The organism is Marinobacter sp. tcs-11, assembly GCF_002049515.1.
Classification (GTDB): domain Bacteria; phylum Pseudomonadota; class Gammaproteobacteria; order Pseudomonadales; family Oleiphilaceae; genus Marinobacter; species Marinobacter nauticus.
The window spans coordinates 56889-77402 of the sequence record NZ_LLYU01000009.1; the positions used below are offsets into that span (position 1 = coordinate 56889).

General features: G+C 57.0%; 17 protein-coding genes and 1 riboswitch. Of the genes, 9 read left to right on the forward strand and 8 right to left on the reverse strand.

Annotation, left to right across the window (positions count from 1 at the left end; genetic code table 11):
• Positions 1–3 precede the first annotated feature (3 nt).
• Positions 4–1050, forward strand: coding sequence for a polysialyltransferase family glycosyltransferase (locus ARC85_RS11720; protein WP_286714887.1), 1047 nt, complete (start codon positions 4–6; stop codon positions 1048–1050).
• On the opposite strand, the gene ARC85_RS11725 is transcribed toward ARC85_RS11720, so the two are convergent.
• From ARC85_RS11725 to ARC85_RS11735, 3 genes are read right to left on the reverse strand one after another with little or no spacing between them, the layout of a single operon-like run.
• Positions 1009–3018: a glycosyltransferase gene (locus tag ARC85_RS11725; RefSeq protein ID WP_286714888.1), complete on the reverse strand. Its 2010-nt coding sequence runs from the start codon at positions 3016–3018 to the stop codon at positions 1009–1011. The two genes, ARC85_RS11720 and ARC85_RS11725, sit on opposite strands and share 42 nt — an antisense overlap.
• Positions 3012–3917: a lysophospholipid acyltransferase family protein gene (locus ARC85_RS11730; RefSeq protein ID WP_286714889.1), complete on the reverse strand. Its 906-nt coding sequence runs from the start codon at positions 3915–3917 to the stop codon at positions 3012–3014. The genes ARC85_RS11725 and ARC85_RS11730 overlap by 7 nt, the downstream gene beginning before the upstream one ends.
• A complete protein-coding gene (locus tag ARC85_RS11735; RefSeq protein WP_286714890.1) occupies positions 3914–5335 on the reverse strand; it encodes a mannose-1-phosphate guanylyltransferase/mannose-6-phosphate isomerase in 1422 nt (473 codons plus the stop codon). Before ARC85_RS11735 ends, ARC85_RS11730 begins: the two co-directional genes overlap by 4 nt.
• A 132-nt stretch (positions 5336–5467) precedes the next feature.
• Here ARC85_RS11735 and ARC85_RS11740 point away from each other — a divergent pair, with 132 nt between their 5' ends.
• Positions 5468–6262, forward strand: coding sequence for a glycosyltransferase family 2 protein (locus ARC85_RS11740; RefSeq protein WP_286714891.1), 795 nt, complete (start codon positions 5468–5470; stop codon positions 6260–6262).
• Positions 6263–6279: 17 nt separating this feature from the next.
• Here ARC85_RS11740 and ARC85_RS11745 read toward each other — a convergent pair whose 3' ends face one another.
• Genes ARC85_RS11745 through lpxL form a run of 4 tightly spaced genes read right to left on the reverse strand, consistent with a single transcriptional unit; the run spans position 6280 to position 10440 of the window.
• The gene (locus ARC85_RS11745) at positions 6280–7341 is read right to left on the reverse strand and encodes a glycosyltransferase (protein ID WP_286714892.1); all 1062 of its coding nucleotides are present in this window, start codon (positions 7339–7341) and stop codon (positions 6280–6282) included.
• Complete coding sequence (locus tag ARC85_RS11750; RefSeq protein WP_286714893.1) at positions 7338–8453, reverse strand: glycosyltransferase family 4 protein; 1116 nt, start codon at positions 8451–8453, stop codon at positions 7338–7340. The genes ARC85_RS11745 and ARC85_RS11750 overlap by 4 nt, the downstream gene beginning before the upstream one ends.
• Positions 8450–9445: a mitochondrial fission ELM1 family protein gene (locus ARC85_RS11755; protein ID WP_286714895.1), complete on the reverse strand. Its 996-nt coding sequence runs from the start codon at positions 9443–9445 to the stop codon at positions 8450–8452. Before ARC85_RS11755 ends, ARC85_RS11750 begins: the two co-directional genes overlap by 4 nt.
• A 47-nt stretch (positions 9446–9492) precedes the next feature.
• Positions 9493–10440, reverse strand: a complete 948-nt coding sequence (lpxL, locus tag ARC85_RS11760; protein ID WP_286714896.1) for an LpxL/LpxP family Kdo(2)-lipid IV(A) lauroyl/palmitoleoyl acyltransferase — start codon at positions 10438–10440, stop codon at positions 9493–9495.
• A 102-nt stretch (positions 10441–10542) separates the two neighbouring features.
• On the opposite strand from lpxL, the gene waaA reads away from it, so the two are divergent.
• Positions 10543–11796 (forward strand): lipid IV(A) 3-deoxy-D-manno-octulosonic acid transferase, encoded by a 1254-nt coding sequence (gene waaA / locus ARC85_RS11765; RefSeq protein ID WP_286714898.1) that lies wholly within the window; start codon positions 10543–10545, stop codon positions 11794–11796.
• Positions 11797–11843: 47 nt separating this feature from the next.
• Here the strand turns inward: waaA and ARC85_RS11770 are convergent, their stop codons facing one another.
• The gene (locus tag ARC85_RS11770; protein ID WP_286714899.1) at positions 11844–13247 is read right to left on the reverse strand and encodes a TolC family outer membrane protein; all 1404 of its coding nucleotides are present in this window, start codon (positions 13245–13247) and stop codon (positions 11844–11846) included.
• A gap of 137 nt (positions 13248–13384) precedes the next feature.
• Positions 13385–13498: riboswitch (TPP riboswitch) on the forward strand.
• 80 nt (positions 13499–13578) lie between these two features.
• Between ARC85_RS11770 and thiC the strand changes: the two genes are divergently transcribed.
• From thiC to ARC85_RS11800, 6 genes are all read left to right on the forward strand, one after another.
• The gene (gene thiC / locus ARC85_RS11775; RefSeq protein WP_286714940.1) at positions 13579–15456 is read left to right on the forward strand and encodes a phosphomethylpyrimidine synthase ThiC; all 1878 of its coding nucleotides are present in this window, start codon (positions 13579–13581) and stop codon (positions 15454–15456) included.
• A gap of 114 nt (positions 15457–15570) precedes the next feature.
• On the forward strand, positions 15571–16191 hold the full coding sequence (locus tag ARC85_RS11780; protein WP_153741307.1) for an NUDIX domain-containing protein: 621 nt from the start codon (positions 15571–15573) through the stop codon (positions 16189–16191).
• Positions 16188–16673, forward strand: a complete 486-nt coding sequence (locus tag ARC85_RS11785) for a DUF1249 domain-containing protein (RefSeq protein ID WP_023010963.1) — start codon at positions 16188–16190, stop codon at positions 16671–16673. Before ARC85_RS11780 ends, ARC85_RS11785 begins: the two co-directional genes overlap by 4 nt.
• A 210-nt stretch (positions 16674–16883) precedes the next feature.
• A complete protein-coding gene (gene cpdA / locus ARC85_RS11790; RefSeq protein WP_011784325.1) occupies positions 16884–17690 on the forward strand; it encodes a 3',5'-cyclic-AMP phosphodiesterase in 807 nt (268 codons plus the stop codon).
• A gap of 113 nt (positions 17691–17803) precedes the next feature.
• Positions 17804–19864 (forward strand): T6SS phospholipase effector Tle1-like catalytic domain-containing protein, encoded by a 2061-nt coding sequence (locus ARC85_RS11795; protein WP_286714901.1) that lies wholly within the window; start codon positions 17804–17806, stop codon positions 19862–19864.
• A 9-nt stretch (positions 19865–19873) separates the two neighbouring features.
• Positions 19874–20476 carry a DUF2931 family protein gene (locus tag ARC85_RS11800; RefSeq protein WP_286714902.1) on the forward strand — a complete coding sequence of 201 codons (603 nt, stop codon included), beginning with the start codon at positions 19874–19876 and terminating at the stop codon, positions 20474–20476.
• The last annotated feature ends 38 nt before the right edge of the window (positions 20477–20514 follow it).

The following is a 20514-nucleotide window of genomic DNA, read 5'->3' on the forward strand; positions in this document are numbered from 1 at the left end:
GATTTGAGCAGCGCCGCCAGTCCTATTAACGTCTTTGTTGCGAGCACGCCCCTCCAACTGATCAGTTGCTCCGAGGCTCGCTACCATTATGGCTGCAGCGCTGAAACCACGCTTCTTGTCATTGCCAGGCCTGATAACCGGGAGACCGAAGGGCAAATGGCTTTTCTCGCCGATGCCCTGGGCTGGCAGGACATCGAAACCATCTATCTGAAGAAAAGTTCCTTTTATCTGCGTCTGGGGGCGGTCGCCAAGGGTCTTTCGCGACGCAAAATCGAAAGGTTGTTCATCGGCAACAAATCCAGCTGGATCCACGAAGTGTTCTATCGGGGATTCGACAGCGAGCAGCTGATTTTTGTGGATGACGGCCTGGCGACAGTAACCTACTACCATGCCATTCATGATGAGGGGATCGCCTCCCGGATCTCACCGGCCAAGAAACGGCTCCTCAGAACCATGGGTATCCGGATTCACCGCGTTGTTCCGGATGTGATCGCCTTCTTTACCTTCTTTCCGTTACCTAGCTCCGGGCTCGTTCAGGTGCAGGTTCACGATTTTCCGGTGTTTCGTAGAACCTTTAAAACATCAGCCCGTGACCGCAGCCAGACGCCCATGGTGGGGTTCCTTGGCCAGCCCTTTGGTGGTGAGGATCGGCTTGCGCAACTGAAACTGCAGATTCAGCACGTGGTGGAACGTCATCCTGATAGCCGCGTCGTGTACTTTATGCACCGCAAGGAAAGCCGGGAAGAGTTGGAGGCCTTGCTGGCGGAATTTCCGCTCGAGATACGGCAGGCCGGTCGTCCGATAGAGGTGGAGGTAGCCCTGTCCGGAGAAACGTATCTGGCGTTCTACAGCTTTGCTTCAACCGCCCTGTTTACCCTGAAAAAGATTTTTCCGGAGATCCGGGTGTTCCAGATTGATGACGCCGCGCTGGGCGCGCGGCTACCCTATTACGAGGAAATACGGTGTATGTTCAGGAGCATCGGTGTGGAAACGACGCTCCTCCGGGGATCACGAGTCTTCAAAGCGGGCCGGCCGGTCCAGAGTCCATAACCCCGCATACTTGTTGAAGGTTACCTGCGCATAGGTCACGGCCGTCAGATAGCCCACAGCGCCATCCAGAAAACCGAACCGAATAAAGTACACCTGCACAAACGTCATCAGGCCCCGCAGAGTCGGGTAGATCATGGTGCGGGTTTTCTTGCCTTTACGATGCTTCTCCAGAGAGCCAAGCCAGGCGTATTTCGCGCTTTTCTCCAGAGAGTGACCGAAATCCCGGTGCGTGTAGTGCGTTAGGCGGCCTCTGAGGGTTTTGATCTTGCGTCCGGACGGAATCAGGATCCGTTCGTGTACCAGAGCGTCTGAAAAGCTTACGCCTTCTCGACGGAACAGCCGGAGCGGCGCCCGACCGCTGCGCCCGAAGTCCAGGCGGCTACCGTAAATGGTTACCGCCCAGGGGAGCTTGTAGGCGTCCGCGTCAGGGTCTGCCAGGTGATCGTTGATCTCCCGTGCCAGCTCCGGTGTGACACGCTCGTCCGCATCCAGTGACAGCACCCACTCTCCGGTCGCTTTTTCAAGAGCGCGCTGTTTCTGGATGCCAAAACCCGGCCAGTCAGTCACTTCGACGACATCGGCCAATTCTCTGGCCAACTCCACCGTCCGGTCAGTACTGCCGCTGTCCAGAACAATAATTTCGTCGGCAACCAGCCTTGCGGATTTAAGGCAGTCGGTAATGTGGTCTTCTTCGTTTTTCGTGATGATGGTCGCTGAAACCTTGCGGGCCCTGTTTCGTACGTAAGAGGCGCTTAACTCTGTGAACATGGCCGAGGCGATTGATGCAACTGCCAGCAGGTAGAAGGTCAGGAACAGCGTTCGATTGAACGTGGCTTCTGTAAGCCCGAATAGGAAGTAGCCGATGGAGACCATGCAACCAGCCGCCGCAAGGTGAGCCGTGGCAGAATGACGGCTGGCCAGGTTCCTGGCAAAGATGGCCAACGGAATGAAAATCAGCAGGGCCCAGCTGAGAATGCCCGGAACGCCGCTGGTAGCCGCATTGTTAAGCAGGTCGTTGTGGGCATGCCCCGTACAACAGTCCAGAAATAACTCTGGCAGATTTCCCGCGGCAACTTCCGACTCTATGCGATGGGTATAGCCTCCGAGGCCTGCCCCCGACCAGGGATTTTCTCCAAACATGGTCAGGGCCTGCCCCCAGACCTCCAGGCGAATCTCCATGCCGGAATCCAGGTGGCCGTCATGGAGCAAGCCATTGAGTGAGCTGGACATACGGTCGCTGGTGATAATCGCGCCGGCGACGAGAACTGGTACAACAATCAATCCGGCAATTCGAAGTCTTTTGCTGAGCAACGGTATCAGCAAGACCAGAAGGAAGGGCAGAGCTACCAGATTGCTTCGGGTTTCCGACAGCATCGAAATCACGACGGCAGCCACCCCAAGGGTAAAAAAGAGTATCGCCAGGGCAAACCGCTTTTCCTTGATAAAGAACAGGGTGGCAACAATCGTCAACATTCCGCCGAGGAGGGCGAGGTTTCCAAAGCTGATAGGGTTGATTCCGCCACCAAACCGGGAGTTCAAAACCTGATCCAGAGCCCCCTGGCGGGCAGCAACGGTCATGATAAAAATGCCGATAACAGAGGCAGCCATCAGTCCGATAGCCCAAAAGGTTGTTTTGGCACCGATCCGGGCATAGCTGGCGGCAACAATCAGGGGCCAGAACAGGATAAACCGCGCGTGGGTGCCAAGTGTTTTTCCGCCCTCGTAGTCAAAGCCTTCAAGAGCCCAGGACAGAAAGCTCACCAGCACGAAGAGCCAGAAGGAAAAGTGCAGCAATCTGAGTTCTTTGGGCTTGTCCCAACCGGTTTTATACAGAGATTTCCTGATACTGAGCACCATTCCGGCACTAGCGAGCAACAGAGTGGCGCCGGCCAGGATGCTCGACGACAGGAGCGCGCCGCCAAGCCCGATGATCAGCAGTGCATGGAAGGCCAGTGTCGGGTTTAACATACGCGATCCGGGTTATAGGGATTGATTTCGCCGGGCGGTCTGTGGCGCATGCGTTTGTATTCCCATTGATATTGCTCCGGGATTTCTCGCACGCATTGCTCGATGGCGTGATTCATGGCGGTAGTTGCGGCAACAGGGTCTTTGTCACCGAGGCCCGGGCCAGTCTCGCGCACGACAATCCGGAAACCGGAGGCATCGGGCAGACGCTCGGCATAAGTGATCAGAACGTTGGCACCGGTACGCTGGATCAGCTTGGATACCAGGGTCATGGTTTTCACTTCCATGCCGAAGAAAGGCGCAAAGGCATTGCCTTTGCCCCGGGGTGACTGATCCGGCAGGATCCCGGCAACACCGCCTTCCCGCAGAATCGAGGCGAGTCGGGCCAGACCCCGACGGTCGCCCCTGACCAGCTCGGAGCCAAGGCGCCCACGCACCTTGATCATATAATCTTCAAATTCGGGCATATTCGGCGGACTGTAGAGCGCTGCCATTTTGTAGCGAGAGGAAAAGAACAGCCCGGCCAGCTCCCAGTTGCCCAGATGCGGCGCGAGGAGAATCAGCCCTTTGTCGCCGGCCATGGCTGTGTCGATCAGTTCCAGCCCTTCGGTTTCCCGGACCTGTCCAAGGCATTTCTCCACCGGCCACTCCCACATCAGGGGCACCTCGAGCATGGTCATGCCGGTCTGGGCCAGAGAGTTCCTCGACATAACCGCGCGTTCGGTGTCTGAGAGCTCGGGCAGACAGATGGACAGGTTTATGTCCGTTACCTGCCTCGACTTGGTGGGCAGTCGCCATACCAGATAGCCTACGAAACGACCCACCCGCTGGGCGCCGGCAAGGGAGAGCCAGCCGGCAATCCTGAGTAGCCCGGCAATGATGAAATACTTGAGCTTGCTCATTTGCGGCCGTACCGATCCTCATAACGGACAATGTCATCTTCACCCAGGTAAGAGCCTGACTGGACTTCAATCAGTTCCAGGTCGATGACCCCCGGGTTCTCCAGCGAGTGCACCTGGCCAACCGGAATGTAGGTGGATTGGTTTTCTGTAACCAGATAGGTTTTCTCACCATTGGTAACCCGCGCGGTGCCGCTGACTACGATCCAGTGTTCGGCACGATGGTGATGCATCTGCACGGAGAGCTTGGCGCCGGGTTTTACCGTGATACGTTTGACCTGATAGCGGGCGCCGTTGTCGATGGAATCGTATACACCCCAGGGCCGGTAGACTTCCCGATGGTTCATGTGTTCGTGGCGGCCATCGGTTTTTATCCGTTCCACCACGGTTTTGACGTCCTGAACGCTGTCTTTGTGGGCAACCAGCAGGGCATCCTTGGTTTCAATAACCACCAGGTTGTCCACGCCAACCGTTGCCACCAGACGGCTATCGGCACGGACCAGCGTGTTGGCGGTGTTGTGGGTAATCACGTCGCCGGTCAGGCTGTTGCCGTCCGCGTCCTTGTCGCTGACTTCCCAGAGCGCGGACCAGGAGCCGATATCGCTCCAGCCGGCATCCAGGGAAACCACGGAGGCCTTGTCGGTCTTCTCCATGACGGCGTAGTCCACCGAGTCTGAGGGGCATTCTGCGAATCGTTCGGCGTTGATCCGGGTGAAGTGCAGGTCATCGGCAGTATCTGCGATGGCAGCACGGCACGCGGCCAGGATATCGGGGCGATGGGCTTCCAGCTCCTCAAGGTATTGACGGGCACCAAACAGGAACATCCCGCTATTCCAGAGGTACTCGCCGGAATCCAGATAGCGATTGGCGGTTGCCTGGTCCGGCTTTTCGACAAACTTGTCCACCAGATAGCTGTCGGGGCCCAGTTCGGTGCCCCGGTGGATGTAGCCGTAGCCGGTTTCCGGATGGTTCGGGACAATGCCGAAGGTGACCAGTTTCCCTTCCCGTGCGAGCGGAATGGCTTTCTTCACTCCTTCCTGAAAGGCCGTGACGTCCTTGATCAGGTGGTCGGCTGCCAGCACCAGCATCAGGGGATCGTCGGCACCGTTTTCTGCAGCCTCGGTCAGCTGCAGCGCTGCCAAGGCAATGGCCGGCGCCGTATTCCGGCCATAGGGCTCCAGAATGATCCGGGTATCCTCGTGGCCGGATTGCCGCATTTGTTCCGCAGCAAGGAACCGGTGTTCCTCGTTGCAGATCAGAAGAGGGTTTGCTGCGACCATGCCCTCAAGCCGCGCAACGGTGGCCTGCAACATCGACAGGGGGCCGTTGGTCAGTTTCAGGAACTGCTTCGGATTCAGCTGGCGCGACATCGGCCAAAGGCGTGAGCCGGTACCGCCAGCCATAATGACGGGGTGAATCATCTGTACACTCCGGGCTTGAGTTAAAGAATGCCAAGTAAAACGTCAAAATCAGGCGCGACATCTTATCATAAGGCAACCATGATATTGTTCTGACCAGTCCGTAAACTGATTGCCCTGACACCAGGAATTGTGATGAAGCTGCCGTTGTCCGTTTATTACATCACTCAGAATGAAGAACTGAGATTGCCAGAGTCCCTGGCGAAGGTTTCCGGCTGGGTCGATGAGATTATCGTAGTTGATTCCGGGAGCACTGACCGAACCCGCGAAATTGCCGAAGCTGCCGGTGCAAGGTTCGTGCATAACGACTGGCAGGGGTTTGCCTGCCAGAAAGCCTTCGCCGCAAGCCTGTGTCGCAATGACTGGGTTCTGGATCTGGATGCGGATGAGGTGTTGTCGGACGAGCTTGTGGCCAACATCAAGGCGCTGTTTTCAAAGCCGGTCGACCCGGACATTGCCGGGTTCCGGATGCGATGGGTGCTGTCCCAGCCGGACCCCTGTCATCCGTTCCGACACGATAAATCGAAAAAAATCCTGAGACTCTATAATCGGAACAAGGCGGTGATTGAGGCTGAAAAAGACAGCAATAATGACCGTCCCCGGGTGAAAGCCGGTCGGGCTCTGGATCTCAAGGGTGATGTATTGCATCGCACGTTGATTTCCCTGGAGCAAATGGAGCGCAAGTACTGCCAGTTGTCTACGGAGCAGGCCCGCTTTATTGCTGCAAAGGGGCGACGGATCTCCAGTGCCCGCCTGTTCGCCGAGTTTCCGCTGAAGTTCCTGAAGTATTACCTGTTGCATCGCCAGATTCTGAACGGCTGGTTTGGCCTTAGCGTTGCGATTATAGCCGCTAACCGGAACTTTATGCGCCTGGCAAAGGCTCGGGAGATTCAGATGTTGTCTGAGTTTGAACAGGAAAGAACTCGGTAGGAATCAGTGTGCCCGGATCACCTTTGAGTGGCCCGGCGCTCATCAAGGGCTTTCCGATAAAGGGCTTCTGTTTGGTCGGCCATGGCTGTGACTGTCAGATTTTCGCGTGCAAACGCCATAGCGGTCCGCTGGCTTTGTTTCAGTGTCTCCAGATTTGCGATGGCCCGGGCCATCAGATTGGCAAGGTCTCTGTCCTGGTGTCCCTTGCTGAGAGAGGAAGGCGGCAGAAGATCACGAGGCCCCGATACCGGAGTGGAGACAACCGGGCAACCATAGATGAGCGACTCGGCCAGCACATAGGGAAATCCTTCCCGCTCGGAGCTGATCACTGTCATGTCGGCTTTGCCGTAGACAGGCGCCAGGTTCTGGCTAAAACCTGCCAGGGTGATCGAATGATCCAGTTCTGACTTGCGGATTAGCTGTTCCAGTTGTGGCCGCTGGCTTCCTTCGCCGAATATGGTCAGGTGACATGTGTCCCTGGCTGGGCCAAGCTGGGCCCAGGCCCTGATCAGCGCATCAAAACCTTTTACCGGTTCCAGGCGCCCCGCGGCGATTACATTGGTGACACCTGCCGGAAGGTTGGGGCCATCGTCCGAGTTAATTTTTTTGCGTTCTGAGTCGACACCATTGTAGATCAGGTGTTTATGGGGGTGTCGCAGAGATCCCAGGATCCTCGGGCTTACTGCAACGATCTCGTCGAGGCGATCAAATGCCTTGTGGCTGGATTTGGTGCCGTGCACCGTACCGACTCGCACACGGGCAAGTTTTCCTGTTTTACCGGCCAGTTGCGCTGCCTTATTGCCCTGGGCGTGCAAGATATCGGGCAATAATTCGCGAAGTCGCCGGCGGAGAGCCAATTGCAGCCAGAGGTTCCGTCGCCCGAGTTGAACCGGCAATGGATGAAACTGGACGCCGGCAGGGAATTTGTCCCGGTAGGCTTTATGGCCCAGCACATGGACTCTATGCCCGCGTACCGCCAGCGCACCCGCCAGATCCGCGGTGTGCTGTTCCATGCCGCCCCAGGTGGTTCCGGGTGTGGCGACAAGAAGGGCAATGGTTAATTGGCTGCAAGACGTCATGATCGGCCGGCTGCGTTATTCAGCACGTTCTCATAAACCCGCAAGGTTGCTTCGGTTTGTGCTTCCAACCTGAACCGATAGGGGATCTCGATGGCCGGCGGTTTGGCATCCAGCAGCCGGGAAACCGCTTGGGCAAATTCCTCCACGTTGTCCGGTGTCACCAGCCCATCCCTGAAGCAGGCCTGGAGTGTTTCCGCCGCTCCGCCCCGATTATAGGCTACAACCGGTGTTCCCGAGGCCAGAGCCTCGGTCACTGTCCGGCCAAAAGGTTCCGGTTTGGTGCTCATATGGCACACCACCTCGGCGAGCAGGTACAGGTTGGTCATGTCATTGCGTTGGCCAAGAAAGCTGACCTTGTCGGTCAGATCCAGGCGTGCCCTTTCCTTTTCCAGTTCATCCAGGAAATGCTCTTTGCCCGGTTCTGCACCTCCCACAATAATGCCATGGCAATCGGGCCGGTCCTGCACCAGTTTCGACATCATGGCCAGGAAATCCAGTTGGCCTTTCCAGCGGGAAATCCGCCCGGGCATCATAATGATTTTCTTGCCGGCAAGCTGTGGGTACTGACGGAACCAGCGGTCCAGCCATTGCTGTGTAAGCTCCCGTTGATGGAAGGCATCCACATCGACCCCCCGCTGGATGACCGTCAGCTTCTCCTCGGAAACCGGGTAATTGTTCATCACGTAATCCCGCACGCACTGGGACACGGCAATGATGTGATCGGCCCGGGTCATGATGGCGCTGTAGGGTGTTACCGAATACATGCCATGGAAGGTGGATACAACAGCGGGGCGCTGCTGCTTCGGAATGCTTTTCAGGGCCAGGAAAATTATCCAGGCGGGCATGCGTGAGCGGACATGAACGATGTCTGGCTTCAGCTCAAGAAGCAGTTTTCGCATTGGCAGAATCTGACCGAAGGATGCCGGGGTTTTTCGGTGGATTGGCATGAAGATATGCGTTGACCCCTGTCCTCGCAGTTGCTCGGCCATGGGACCGCCCTTGGAGACGACAAAGGATTCGTGACCGCGTTTGACGAGATCGGCGGCGAACTCAACCGTTCCTCGTTCTACGCCGCCACTGTAAAGCGCCGGAAGTGCCTGAAGAATTCTCAAAGTTGGACCCCCTGGTGCAGGCGTTGACTGCTTTTTTGGCTCTTTGGCAGTAACCCGTTATCAAGTACCCATCGGGCTGCGCGGTTGGCTTCCCAGAGGGCGCGGTCGTGGTCGGCCCGACCTGCCATGACGCTGGCGTGGTCGGTCCACTGGGCAACATACCCGCCCCGTACCAATCGTTCCACACCTTCTACTACGCGGCTGCCGGATCTCGCCGGCAACTCGAAAAGGCCCGTTGGCACCCCGGAGGTTGCCGCCTCACAGACCATGGACATGCTGTCCGGGGTGACCCAGGCTGCTCGTGAGGCCGATAGTTGATGGCTTAGCCAGTCCTCGTGGGTCTGGCCAGGATGAACAACGGTAATCCGTAGCCCGGCCATTTCGTTAAGGCGTTCCTGCATGGGCTCTGGTGTTCTTCGGGAGGTGCTGATGGTCCATCGCCAGTCGGGGTAGTGACCGATCAGGTGGGATATCTGGCCGAGGACAACATCGTCGTCCCAGTCGAAATGCGGAGAAGGCCCGCCAATGAGTAGCAGCGCTTCCCGTTTCTCGGTGATTCTGGCCAGGGGTGTGATGGTATTCAGAACGCCCTCGGTTAACAGAATCCGCGGACCTGACTGCACGCGATCATGGGCCGGAATCAGGGCGCCGCTGACCAGAGATAGTGGGAACGCTGGCTTCATAACGACCAGTGTTCGTGTTCCACGAAGTTTTCGCAGTGAAAGCAGCAGGCGATGCGTGCCAGACCCCGCCGCGATGACAAGATCGGGGCGAGGCAGTGACGCATCCATTTGGGGCGGAGAAGCCAGCAATGCCCGCCAGAGCGGTACCTTTATGCACGAGGCATCAACCCAGTAAGTGCTTGCCCCGGCCAGGACGCGAAGCCGGTTGCCCAGCCCCTTGAGCTGATTCCGGTGGCCCGGCTTGTTGTCGGTCAGCAGCCACACCACCGGTGCGGATGCATCCTGCGTTCTGGGTTCGGGTTTGGCCATGGTGTTCCGGCAGGCAATGCCGGCCTCCGTGTTGCCTGAATTCTTCGTTACCTGCGTTCGTAGAATCCCGGGTCGTTCTCATCAGGGCGGGTTTTGAAGCGCCGGTGCATCCAGAGGTATTGATCGGGGGCCCGCCGCACTTCCTTCTCGATAGTCTGGTTGATCAATGTTGCATCCTTGAGATCATCCCCACTGGGGAAATTCTCAAGGGCCGGGTGGAAATAAATGTCATAGCCCGGACCATCGTCGCGACGGAAATGACTGAACGGAACCACCTTGCATCCGCTTCGCTCCGCAATTCTGGATGTGGCGGTGATGGTGCCCGCCGGTATTCCGAAGAACGGTGCAAAGACAATATCCTTGCGGCCATAATCCTGATCGGTGGCATACCAGACCGCCCGGTTTTTCTTCAGGCTGCGGAACAGTCCACGAAGATCTCTGGCGCCCAGCACGGTTCCGTATCGGCGTTCCCGGGCTCTTGTCATTACCGCGTTCATCAACGGGTTGTTGTGATCCCGCTGCATGACATCCGCTTCTATGAATTCAGTCGCCAGGCTCCCGCCCAGGTCAAGGGTGCTGTAATGGCCGCCCAGCAACAAAACGCCTTTGCCCTGGGCCAGAGCCTGCTCGAAGTGTTCGAGGCCATGGACTCGGGTGATGCCCGTCAGTTTCGCTGGATCACGAAACCAGGCAAAACAAAGCTCCATCAAGCCAATCCCGTTGGCGATAAAGGCATTGCGAACCAGCGCAGCCTGTTGCTGCTGGTTCAGCTCCGGAAAACACAGGCGAATGTTCACTTCGGCAATATGGCGTCGGCTTTTCGCCAGCCGCCAGGCCAGTAGGCCAGCAATTTTGCCCAGCCACCATTGCAGGCGCAGGGGCAACTGGGCCACCAGCCACATCGCCGCTATGCCAAGCCAGGTTGGCCACCACCGAGGATGGCGATAGGCTGAATAGTCTGTGTTTCGCGGTAGTTTGCGGTACTTCTTCTTCAAAATCGTGAATCCTGCATCGACAAACGGTTTTCCGGGGGGCAAGATGCCCGTCCACAACAAATTTATCCCTATGATAACGCACTGTTTTGCCGGGAGTCCTGCGTGTTCCAGTTTATCTATTCCCTGCTGATCCGGCTCGCCCTGCCGTTTATCCTTGTCCGGCTCTGGTGGCAGGGCCGCAAGGCGCCGGCGTTGCGGCAAGACTGGCAACATCGCCTTGGGTTGGTGCCGCAAATGCAGGGCCCGGTGATTTGGGTGCACGCGGTTTCGGTGGGAGAAACCATTGCCGCCGGCCCCATGGTCCGGCGCCTGCTGGCCCGTAACCTGGGTGCGACCATCCTGATGACTGCCATGACTGATACCGGGCTGGCCCAGGCCCGGAAGATGTTTGGTGACAGGGTAGCCTATGCCTACGCCCCTTACGACACGCCCGGGGCTATTCGGCGCTTCCTGAATCGGGTTAACCCCCGCATCCTGGTGATCATGGAAACGGAAATCTGGCCCAATATGATCCGCCAGTGCCGACACCGTCATGTGCCTGTTTTTCTGATCAATGCCCGTCTGTCTGAACGATCTGCCCGGGGGTATGAACGGGTTCGGGGCGTGGCAGCACCTATTATCAAAAGCATCAGCTGGGTGGCTGCGCAAGCCGAAAAAGACGCAGAGCGGTTTCGCCGCATCGGAGTGGCTCCGGGTAATGTTGAGGTCACCGGCAGTGTAAAATTCGATGCGGATATTCCTGATGATGTCCGTGCGGCCTCTGTCAGCTTCCGAAAATCCCTGGGTGAGCGCCCCGTTTGGATTGCCGGCAGCACCCACACCGGAGAAGACGAGCAATTGCTGGCGGCTCATCGCCAGATTCTGGCTCAGCACGCCGATGCCTTACTCATCATTGTGCCCCGGCATCCGGACCGGTTTGATTCGGTAGCTGAGATGGCTCAAGGCGAAGGCTTTTCCGTGGTTCGCCGGTCAACAGGAGCATCTCCCGCTGGTGCGGAGGTGTATCTTGGCGACACCATGGGAGAGCTGATGATGCTTTACGGAGCCAGTGACCTCGCCTTCGTGGGCGGCTCACTGATCGAGCGGGGAGGGCACAATCCGCTGGAGCCTGCGGCCTGGGGCATTCCGGTATTCTCCGGCACTCATGTGTTTAATTTTGAGACAATCTATCAGCGCTTACTGGATGATCAGGGTGTCCAGCTGGTCGAAAATGCGGATGAGCTGGCGCGGGCGATCTGTTCACTGATAGACGACCCGGAGGCGCTGAAGGCGTACGGTGAGCGGGCTCTGGCGGTGGTCAACAAGAACCGGGGTGCGCTGGATAAGGTCGTGGAGGGTATTACGGAGCGGTTGTAACTCCGGGTGCCGCACTGGCACCCGGAATATTCTGCAAGCTGCCCGATTTACTGCACCGGATCGTCCAGTGTCTTTCCTTCTTCGGCCAGGGCTTCAATGCCCCGGGCGCCTTCGCTGAGCCAGTTGTTCAGGTCAATCAGATCCTGCGGGCTCAGGGTGCCTGCCGCCTGCTTCAGTTTCAGGGTGTTGATCACGTAGTCATAGCGGGCGTTGGCGTAATCCCGCAGCGCCACGTAGTACGCACGTTCTGCATCCAGCACTTCCACAATGTTCCGGGTACCTACATCATAGCCGGCGCGGGTTGCATCCAGTGCACTGCGGCGGGAGATGATGGTTTGCTCAAGGGCAGAGGCTGTCTCCACGTTGTTGTTCACGGTCAGGAACAGGCTGCGGGTGTTCACCTGTACATCCCGGCGCACCGTATTCAGGTCCTGTTCGGCGGCGGTGACCAGCGAACGCTGTTCCCGGGCGCCGGCCTGGGTGCCGCCGCCCGTGTAGAGCGGGATGGTCAGTGACAGTGAGGCAACGGACTGGCTGCGCTCCTGCTGGGTAAAAAGGGCGTTCTCCAGACTGGTTTCCTGGTAGGAGGCGCTCAGCTCAAGGGTTGGCAAATGACCGGACTTTGCCGCTTTCAGGCTGGCTTCGCTGGCATTGAGTTGCCTCAGGGCCGCCTGAATAGACCAGTTTTGCTCCACCGCGGTTGCTTCCCACGAAGTCGGATCCATGGGCTCCGGGCGCCCGAGCGGAAAATTCTGCCTGAGATTTTCCATGGCGTCCGGATATTCTCCGGTTAACCGGGCCAGTTGTTCCCTGGCCACATTCAGGTCGTTGTCGGCGGCGATGCGCTGGCTCCTGGCATCGTCGTAGCTGGCACGCGCTTCATAGACTTCGGTGACGGCAATGAGCCCCACGTCAAACCGTTCCCGGGCCTGTTCGTACTGGCGCTGGATGGCCGTTTCAGTCGCTTTTGCGGTTGTGACGGTGTCCTTGGCGCGCAGGACATCGAAGTAGGCGGTTGCCACATCCAGAATCAGTTGTTGCTGGGCCAGGTTGTACTGGGCCTCGGCCGCCTCGGCCTGGAACTGGCTGGCTTCGTAGCTGAACCAGTCTTGAGCCCGGAACAGTGGCTGGGTCAGCTCGACGCCGTAGCGGTAGGTTCGATAACTGTCTCCCGCGAAGAGTTGCCGCACCAGCTCATCGGCGTTTGCCCCCCCGGGTATATTCCTGGGCTTGAAACGTGTGTAGCTTGCTGACCCAACCGCCGAGATTTTGGGCAGCAGGGCGCTCTTGCTGACATCGCTGGTTGCCTGCTGGGCCTGGAACTGTGCCATGGCAGAGGCAATGCCGGAGTCATATGACAGTGCCTGCTCATAAGCCTCCACAAGATCCAGAGAGAAAGCGGGCTGGGCTGCGAGCAGGGTGATCAATCCTGGAAGTAAACGTTTTTTCATTGGTTCTCCTGAAATACTGACTCCGGGAATCTGCCCGGCAATGACCCAAAGGTATTGGTTGACCATTATGGACAATAATCGCTCCCGTCTCTAGACTTGCTAAGTCCACGTATTTTGTGGACAAACGAATTCAGAATCGCGTCCTGACGGGGTGCTGATTCGCCATAAACTGGCGATCGGCTGAGATTGCAACGCAGAACCCGCGACCTGATCCGGATAATACCGGCGTAGGGATTAAGACCAGATGAACCGCGACACTAAGCCTGTAGGGCAGTCTGTCGCAACTCCGTCATACGCGACCCGATACCACAAGACCATCCGGGAGCAGATCATGACGGACTTACCAGCATACCTCAGCGACTCCGCAAAAGTAGACTCCGCAGCAATCAAACCATTACCAAGCTCACGAAAAATATACGTGCAGGGTAGCCGACCCGATCTGCGGGTGCCAATGCGGGAAATTACTGTGGGCGACACTCCCACTGAAATGGGTGGCGAGAAGAACCCGCCCGTGGTGGTATACGATACCTCTGGGCCCTACACAGACCCGGAAGCCACCATTGATCTGCGCAAGGGCTTGCCGCCGGTTCGCGCCGCCTGGATTGCCGAGCGGGGCGATGTACAGCAACTGGAAGGCTACACCTCCGAATTCACCCGCCGTCGCATGAAAGACCCGCAGCTGGACCCGCTCCGCTTTATGGATGAACGCAAACCCCTGCGTGCCAGGCCCGGCAAAAACGTCAGCCAGATGCACTACGCACGCCAGGGGATTATTACGCCGGAAATGGAGTACGTGGCCATCCGGGAAAATATGATGCTGCAGGAAGCCCGGGACAACGGCCTACTGGCGGACCAGCACCCCGGCCAGTCATTCGGGGCCAGTTTGCCTGCGGAAATCACTCCGGAGTTCGTGCGCGATGAAGTCGCCCGTGGCCGGGCCATCATCCCCGCCAACATCAACCATCCGGAAATCGAGCCGATGATCATTGGCCGCAATTTTTTGGTGAAGATCAACGGCAACATCGGCAACTCCGCGGTCACCTCGTCTATCGAAGACGAAGTGGAAAAGCTCACCTGGGGTATCCGCTGGGGTTCCGATACGGTGATGGACCTGTCCACCGGCAAGAACATCCACGAAACCCGCGAATGGATCATCCGCAACTCCCCGGTTCCCATCGGCACCGTGCCTATCTATCAGGCGCTGGAAAAGGTGGGCGGCGTTGCGGAAGACCTGACCTGGGAAATCTTCCGGGACACCCTGGTCGAACAAGCCGAGCAAGGCGTGGATTACTTCACCATCCACGCGGGTGTTCGTTTACACCACGTGCCCCTCACCGCCAAACGCACCACCGGCATCGTTTCCCGGGGTGGTTCCATCATGGCCAAGTGGTGCCTGGCGCACCACAAAGAAAGCTTCCTGTATGAGCATTTCGAAGACATCTGCGAAATCATGAAAGCCTACGATGTCTCTTTCAGCCTTGGCGACGGCCTGCGCCCCGGCTCCATCGCCGACGCCAACGACGCAGCCCAGTTCGGCGAACTGGAAACCCTGGGTGAGCTGACCAAAATTGCCTGGAAACACGACGTCCAGTGCATGATCGAAGGCCCCGGCCACGTGCCCATGCACCTGATCAAAGAAAACATGGATAAGCAGCTGGAATGCTGCGACGAGGCGCCGTTCTACACCCTCGGCCCGTTGACCACGGATATTGCCCCGGGCTATGACCACATCACCTCCGGCATCGGCGCGGCGATGATCGGCTGGTATGGCTGCGCCATGCTCTGCTACGTCACCCCGAAAGAGCATCTGGGCCTGCCCAACAAAGACGACGTAAAAACCGGCATCATCACCTACAAAATCGCCGCCCACGCTGCCGATCTCGCCAAAGGCCACCCAGGCGCCCAGATCCGCGACAACGCGCTGTCCAAGGCCCGCTTCGAGTTCCGCTGGGAAGACCAGTTCAACCTCGGCCTGGACCCGGACACCGCCCGCGCCTACCACGACGAAACCCTTCCCAAGGAATCGGCCAAGGTGGCGCATTTCTGCTCCATGTGCGGGCCTAAGTTCTGCTCCATGAAGATCTCCCAGGAAGTCCGGGACTACGCGGCAGAGCAAGGCATTGATGAGGTATCGGCGATTGACGCCGGTATGCAGGCGAAATCGCGGGAATTCGTGGAATCAGGCAGCAAGATCTACGACAAGGTCTGACCCGCATCTGCATGCTTCCGCCATAGCGTGAATCCGAGCCTGGCGGGCTGTTAACTTGCACCCCGCCGTGGCTCCGGCTATCGTTCAAGGCCGAATGTGCAACCGGAAGCAGTAATGCCAAAACCATTCCAGTTCAACGCCAGTGATGTCAAAGTTGAAATGCGCGAAACTGTGTTCCAGGGCTTCTTCCGCATGGACAAACTCTGGCTGACACATCCGCGCTTCGATGGCCGCGACATGCCCGTTTTTAGCCGGGAACTGTTCATCCGAGGTGATGCCACCTGCGTGCTGCCATACGATCCGGGGCGCGACGAGGTTGTACTTCTGGAGCAGTTTCGTCTGGGTGCGCTCGGCCGTAATCAGTCCCCCTGGTTACTGGAGCTTGTTGCTGGTATGAATGAGGATGGTGAGAGCCCGGAAGAGGTGGCTCAGCGAGAAGGTCAGGAAGAGGCTGGGCTGAGTTTCAGTCGCCTGGACAAGATCTGCGATTACCTGGTGTCCCCAGGCGGTACCACGGAAATGATCCACCTGTATTGCGGTCAGATCAGCACCGCCGAGGCTGGTGGTGTTTTCGGTATGGAACATGAGCACGAGGACATTCTCAGCCACGTGGTGTCAGCGGATGAATGCTTTGCCATGATTGCTGATGGCCGCATCAATAACGCCGCCGCGATTATTGCCATCCAGTGGCTGCAACTGAACCGGGAGCGTTTGCGGCGGGAGTGGCAAGCATGACGGAGTGGGTAAAACGGCCCAGGCAGTATGTGCCGGACCTGCGCCAGTTGGGGGCACTCTGCGACGGCAACTATCAGCGCCTGCGCAAGCTGCGCCAGCTTGAGGTGGATGGCAAGCCCGTATGTGAGTTCGAACTGCACCGGGAGAACCAGTACCTGGGCCGGGTGCGGATTGAAGTACTGCAGACGGCCAGATTCACCGAAACCCTGTTGCTGGAACAAGTTCACAATAGTGGTCGGTGGCTGAATAACCCGCGGATGACAGTGCGCGTATACCACGACGCCCTGATGGCCGAAGTAATCAGCTGCTACCGGCAGCGACAGATTGCGCCCGTGAATGACTATCCGAACCGGTTTATGCATCACCCGGATGAAAAGGTTCAGGTGAACGGCTTCCTGGCCGATTGGCTGGACTACTGCCTGCGTTTCGGGCACCTGCCGATGGAGCATGCAGCCTGGTCGGCGGGCGAAGGCATCGATTGAAAGACATCATCTCTGCACGGTTTCTCAGTTCGCCGAAAGTCTATAAAGTCGGTTGTCGGACCTGTGGCAGAGTTGTCAAATACTGCAAAATCTAGCGTGCCGCTGGTCAGAATGTGATCCACCTTCCATTCGTGAACAATCAATCTGAACTCAGCCATCGTACACTTGTCTGGATTATCAACTGCTTGCAGAAAACAGAACAGGCCTGGCATGACCAAACCCACAACGGCGCGCCCACTCAATGTGTTGCAGCTTACCGATCCGCACCTGATGGCGTCTGCGGATGGCGCCTTGCTGGGAGTCAACACCCGTGACAGCCTGGCGGCGGTGATTGGCGAAGTGCTTCGCAATCACGGCCAGCCCGACCTGATTCTTGCCACCGGAGACCTCACCCAGGATGCATCGCCGGAGGCCTACCGGTATTTCGGTGAACAACTGCAGGCGTTTGATTGCCCCTCGCTCTGGATTGCTGGTAATCACGACGATTCTGCGCTGTTGTCTGCGATTGCGGCGGAGACCGGCTCTGATCAGAAACAATGGATACAGGGCGGCTGGCAGTTTGTCATGCTGGATTCCTCGGTACACGGCAAAGTGTTTGGTGAGCTTTCGGCCGATGAATTGAGTTTTCTCGATCGGGCTCTGTCCGAACGGCCAGAGCTGCCTGCTATGGTTTGCCTGCATCACCACCCGGTGGATATCGGCTCAGACTGGATGGAAAAAATCGGGCTCAAAAACCGGGACGCCTTCTGGCAAGTGATTGACCGGCATCCGCAGGTTCGTGTGGTGCTATGGGGTCATATTCATCAAGAGCTTGAACAGCAGCGCAATGGTGCATGTCTGCTGGCTACACCCTCCACCTGCATCCAGTTTGCCACAGGATCCAGCGACTTTGCCGTGGAGCCTTTGGCCCCCGGCTATCGCTGGCTGGAACTTGACCCCTCGGGATGCTTCAAAACGGAAGTCCGCCGGGCGGCCAGTTTCGAGTTTGACCTGGATGAGAAGAGTACCGGGTATTGATTCGGGCCTGGCTGAAGGCAGATCACGGTTTACGTTGACGACTTTGATAATATGACATCCCTGTGAAAGGGATTTCACAGGGAAAATCAGCACCCGTCAACGGATGACACGCAATGAAAATCATACAACCTCAGGATCTGCAGGCTGCAGATCTGCCAGGGCTGGAATCGCCCTTCTTTGCCTTGGAAAAAGCCCGCGGTTTTATTCAGAACGACCCCAACCTGAACCTTGAGCGTCTGCTTGGACGGCCGGCAACTTACGGTCTGGGAGCACGTGCGTTTAAGGAACAGCGCAATACGCATATCGAAAATGTCCTCCGGGAAATACGGGATGGGCGACTTCTTCTGGTTTTTGACAGTATTGATGGCGCACCATCCTCACCCGTCGTGCGTTGGCGTGAGGGGGAGAGAGGCGAGGGCCGTTGGCAGGTGACAGACGCCGGAGTTGATCATGAGATCATCGCCGGAGTAAACGCTCTGAATCAGCACGGTATTACCCCGGGAGATTTGCGGGTTCAGGGCAGTCTGGGCGTGGGAAGTCTGCCTTCAGGCGATTTCGCGATGGAGTATCGCCTTAAACAGCGCGAGCAGGCTTCGCGGCAAGACGTTCAATCCGGCGGCTCACCCAGCTCATTCTCGAAAAACGTTTTGCCTGTCTCTCCACTGACCAAGACGACCGAATCTTCCACCACCGAAGCACCTCCGGAGGTCCATCTCGAAATCGGCATCTTCACTGATGGCACCCTCAACAATGCTGAAAATTCCAGGGAACTGGAAGAGCGAGTGGCGACCGAATGCGTTGAGGCTTTTGAGCGCGGCGAGATGTCACTGGAGGAATGTGAGTATCGATTGTCTCTGGCATTGGGTGGGAGTTATGGCAATGCGCCGAGTAATGTGGCGAAGCTGGCTCGTCATTATATTGAGTCCAGTGAAGAATCGAATGGTCGAGCTACACATCGTCTATGGATTTATGCACCTGGTATTGGCACTAAAACTGGCGAAGGTGACTCGTTGGTTGGATCTGTTTCTGGAATGGGGGAGACAGGAATCGTTAGTCAGGTGAGAAATGCCTTTTCTAGAGTGGTTCGGCGAATATATGGTTTGGGACTCTCGAGCAATATTAGAACGCTAACGGTAGATTTATTCGGGTTCAGTCGTGGCGCAGCCTCTGCTCGCTTGGCAGCCCACGAAATACTCGAAGGATCAACTGGTGCACTGGGGCGGATGTTTCAGTCATTTGACATGGAATGGCCAGGTAAGGTTGCTGTCCGCTTTGTGGGGGTATTCGACACTGTGGCTGCGGTAATTAATCCGCTCGCCATTGATTTATCGCCGTCGAATGAGCGTAATGCACCTGTTACTGTCTATCTCGATCCCAAAAAGGTAGAGGCCGCAGCGCATTTAATTGCAGCTGACGAACATCGGGAAAATTTCTCCCTCAACAGCTTACGGAATTCTGATGGCAGTCTCCCTGAAAACTTCCGGGAAATCTCATTGCCGGGGGTGCATTCCGATATCGGTGGTGGTTACTCGGATAATCAACGCGAGGATGTTCTGGTAACTCCTTACTATGTGATTCCGACACATCGTCATCGTTGGCCAGAGCAGACGATGGAATGGGATAACCTGAATAACTTGAAACTCAAATTTGAATCGGAAGGCTGGATCGGGGAATACAGCATGCCTGTTCAATCATCTGAAGAACCGGATCCAGCACCCAGTCAGCTCGGTCCGCTGGGAGATGCTTATTATCAAGTGCATAAGAAAGTATCCGCTCACCCGGCGCCAGATGGACGGGTAGAGCTGGCGTTGCGGATGGTGCGGCAGGTTCGGGGAGAGTATTCCAGAATAGCTTTCAAAGTTATGTGGGAATTGGCCAGCCAGGCTGGAGTGCCGCTACGAGATATTCGTGCAGACGAAGAAACGCGTATACCTGATGACTTGATGCAAGTTTCCGAGGACATTCTTCATCAAGTTATTTCTGGTTGTGATTCTCCCTCGTTGACCTTGGGTCAACAGGCATTGATTAGGCAGCGCTATGTTCACTATTCGGCAAACTATAACGCGTTAAGGTTTATGATCGGTGAAACCGTTACGAACATTCGTTTCGGACGAAACTTTAGTCCTAATGCTCCTGCTTCGTCAGGAGAGCGCGCCATTCATGCCAACCGATAAGGTGCCGTTATGTATTCTCTTCGAAGGCTTTTGATGATTGTCAGCGTTGGCTTGCTTATCACTGGCTGCTCCACAGCGAAGAAAGGTGATATTCCCTGGTATATTGGTGTAGCTGCTCCGCAGCACTATCAGATGTGGGTGATGAACATGCACCTCGAGAGGTCGGGTGAGCGCAGCTGGCGCGTGCCTATAGGCACTGTTTCATGTTGTTGGACGGGCAAGTATGGTCCACGAGGTGGTGGCGGTGAAATGGATCCGTTTCCCAACTTGATTGCGCTTCACTGGTTCTCGTATGCCGAGCAGAAGTTTTACTCAACGTTGATCAGGGTTCCTGACGATCTGGAAGCCAGAATGAGTGTGCCCGCCCTTACCACGACTCCTGGTGGCAAAGAACGTTATATGCCCCGCCATAGCCTGGTACTTGGCCTGGCCCCCGGCGGCCAGGTCGTAATGTGGATGATGAGCCAGCAAAGTAACGCAGTGGAGGTGATGCGAGTATCTGCTACTGAGGTTGAGGGTGACCCCGACGATTTTGCCAGTGCCACAGCATCTTATCTGGAAGAGCATGGCGATTACCTGGAAGAGCATGGCTTGCAGCTCGACAAGTGGTAGCCGCACCGCTAAATCTGCGGGTGCATTTCCTTGGGCGC

Bases quoted from the DNA above. Each gene is read 5' to 3' on its own strand.
- ARC85_RS11725 (WP_286714888.1), bottom strand. From the start codon at position 3,018: ATGTTAAACCCGACACTGGCCTTCCATGCACTGCTGATCATCGGGCTT.
- ARC85_RS11735 (WP_286714890.1), bottom strand. From the start codon at position 5,335: ATGATTCACCCCGTCATTATGGCTGGCGGTACCGGCTCACGCCTTTGG.
- ARC85_RS11755 (WP_286714895.1), bottom strand. From the start codon at position 9,445: ATGGCCAAACCCGAACCCAGAACGCAGGATGCATCCGCACCGGTGGTG.
- ARC85_RS11740 (WP_286714891.1), top strand. From the start codon at position 5,468: ATGAAGCTGCCGTTGTCCGTTTATTACATCACTCAGAATGAAGAACTG.
- thiC (WP_286714940.1), top strand. From the start codon at position 13,579: ATGACGGACTTACCAGCATACCTCAGCGACTCCGCAAAAGTAGACTCC.
- ARC85_RS11785 (WP_023010963.1), top strand. From the start codon at position 16,188: ATGACGGAGTGGGTAAAACGGCCCAGGCAGTATGTGCCGGACCTGCGC.
- ARC85_RS11795 (WP_286714901.1), top strand. From the start codon at position 17,804: ATGAAAATCATACAACCTCAGGATCTGCAGGCTGCAGATCTGCCAGGG.
- ARC85_RS11780 (WP_153741307.1), top strand. From the start codon at position 15,571: ATGCCAAAACCATTCCAGTTCAACGCCAGTGATGTCAAAGTTGAAATG.
- cpdA (WP_011784325.1), top strand. From the start codon at position 16,884: ATGACCAAACCCACAACGGCGCGCCCACTCAATGTGTTGCAGCTTACC.
- ARC85_RS11800 (WP_286714902.1), top strand. From the start codon at position 19,874: ATGTATTCTCTTCGAAGGCTTTTGATGATTGTCAGCGTTGGCTTGCTT.
- ARC85_RS11745 (WP_286714892.1), bottom strand. From the start codon at position 7,341: ATGACGTCTTGCAGCCAATTAACCATTGCCCTTCTTGTCGCCACACCC.
- ARC85_RS11770 (WP_286714899.1), bottom strand. From the start codon at position 13,247: ATGAAAAAACGTTTACTTCCAGGATTGATCACCCTGCTCGCAGCCCAG.
- ARC85_RS11730 (WP_286714889.1), bottom strand. From the start codon at position 3,917: ATGAGCAAGCTCAAGTATTTCATCATTGCCGGGCTACTCAGGATTGCC.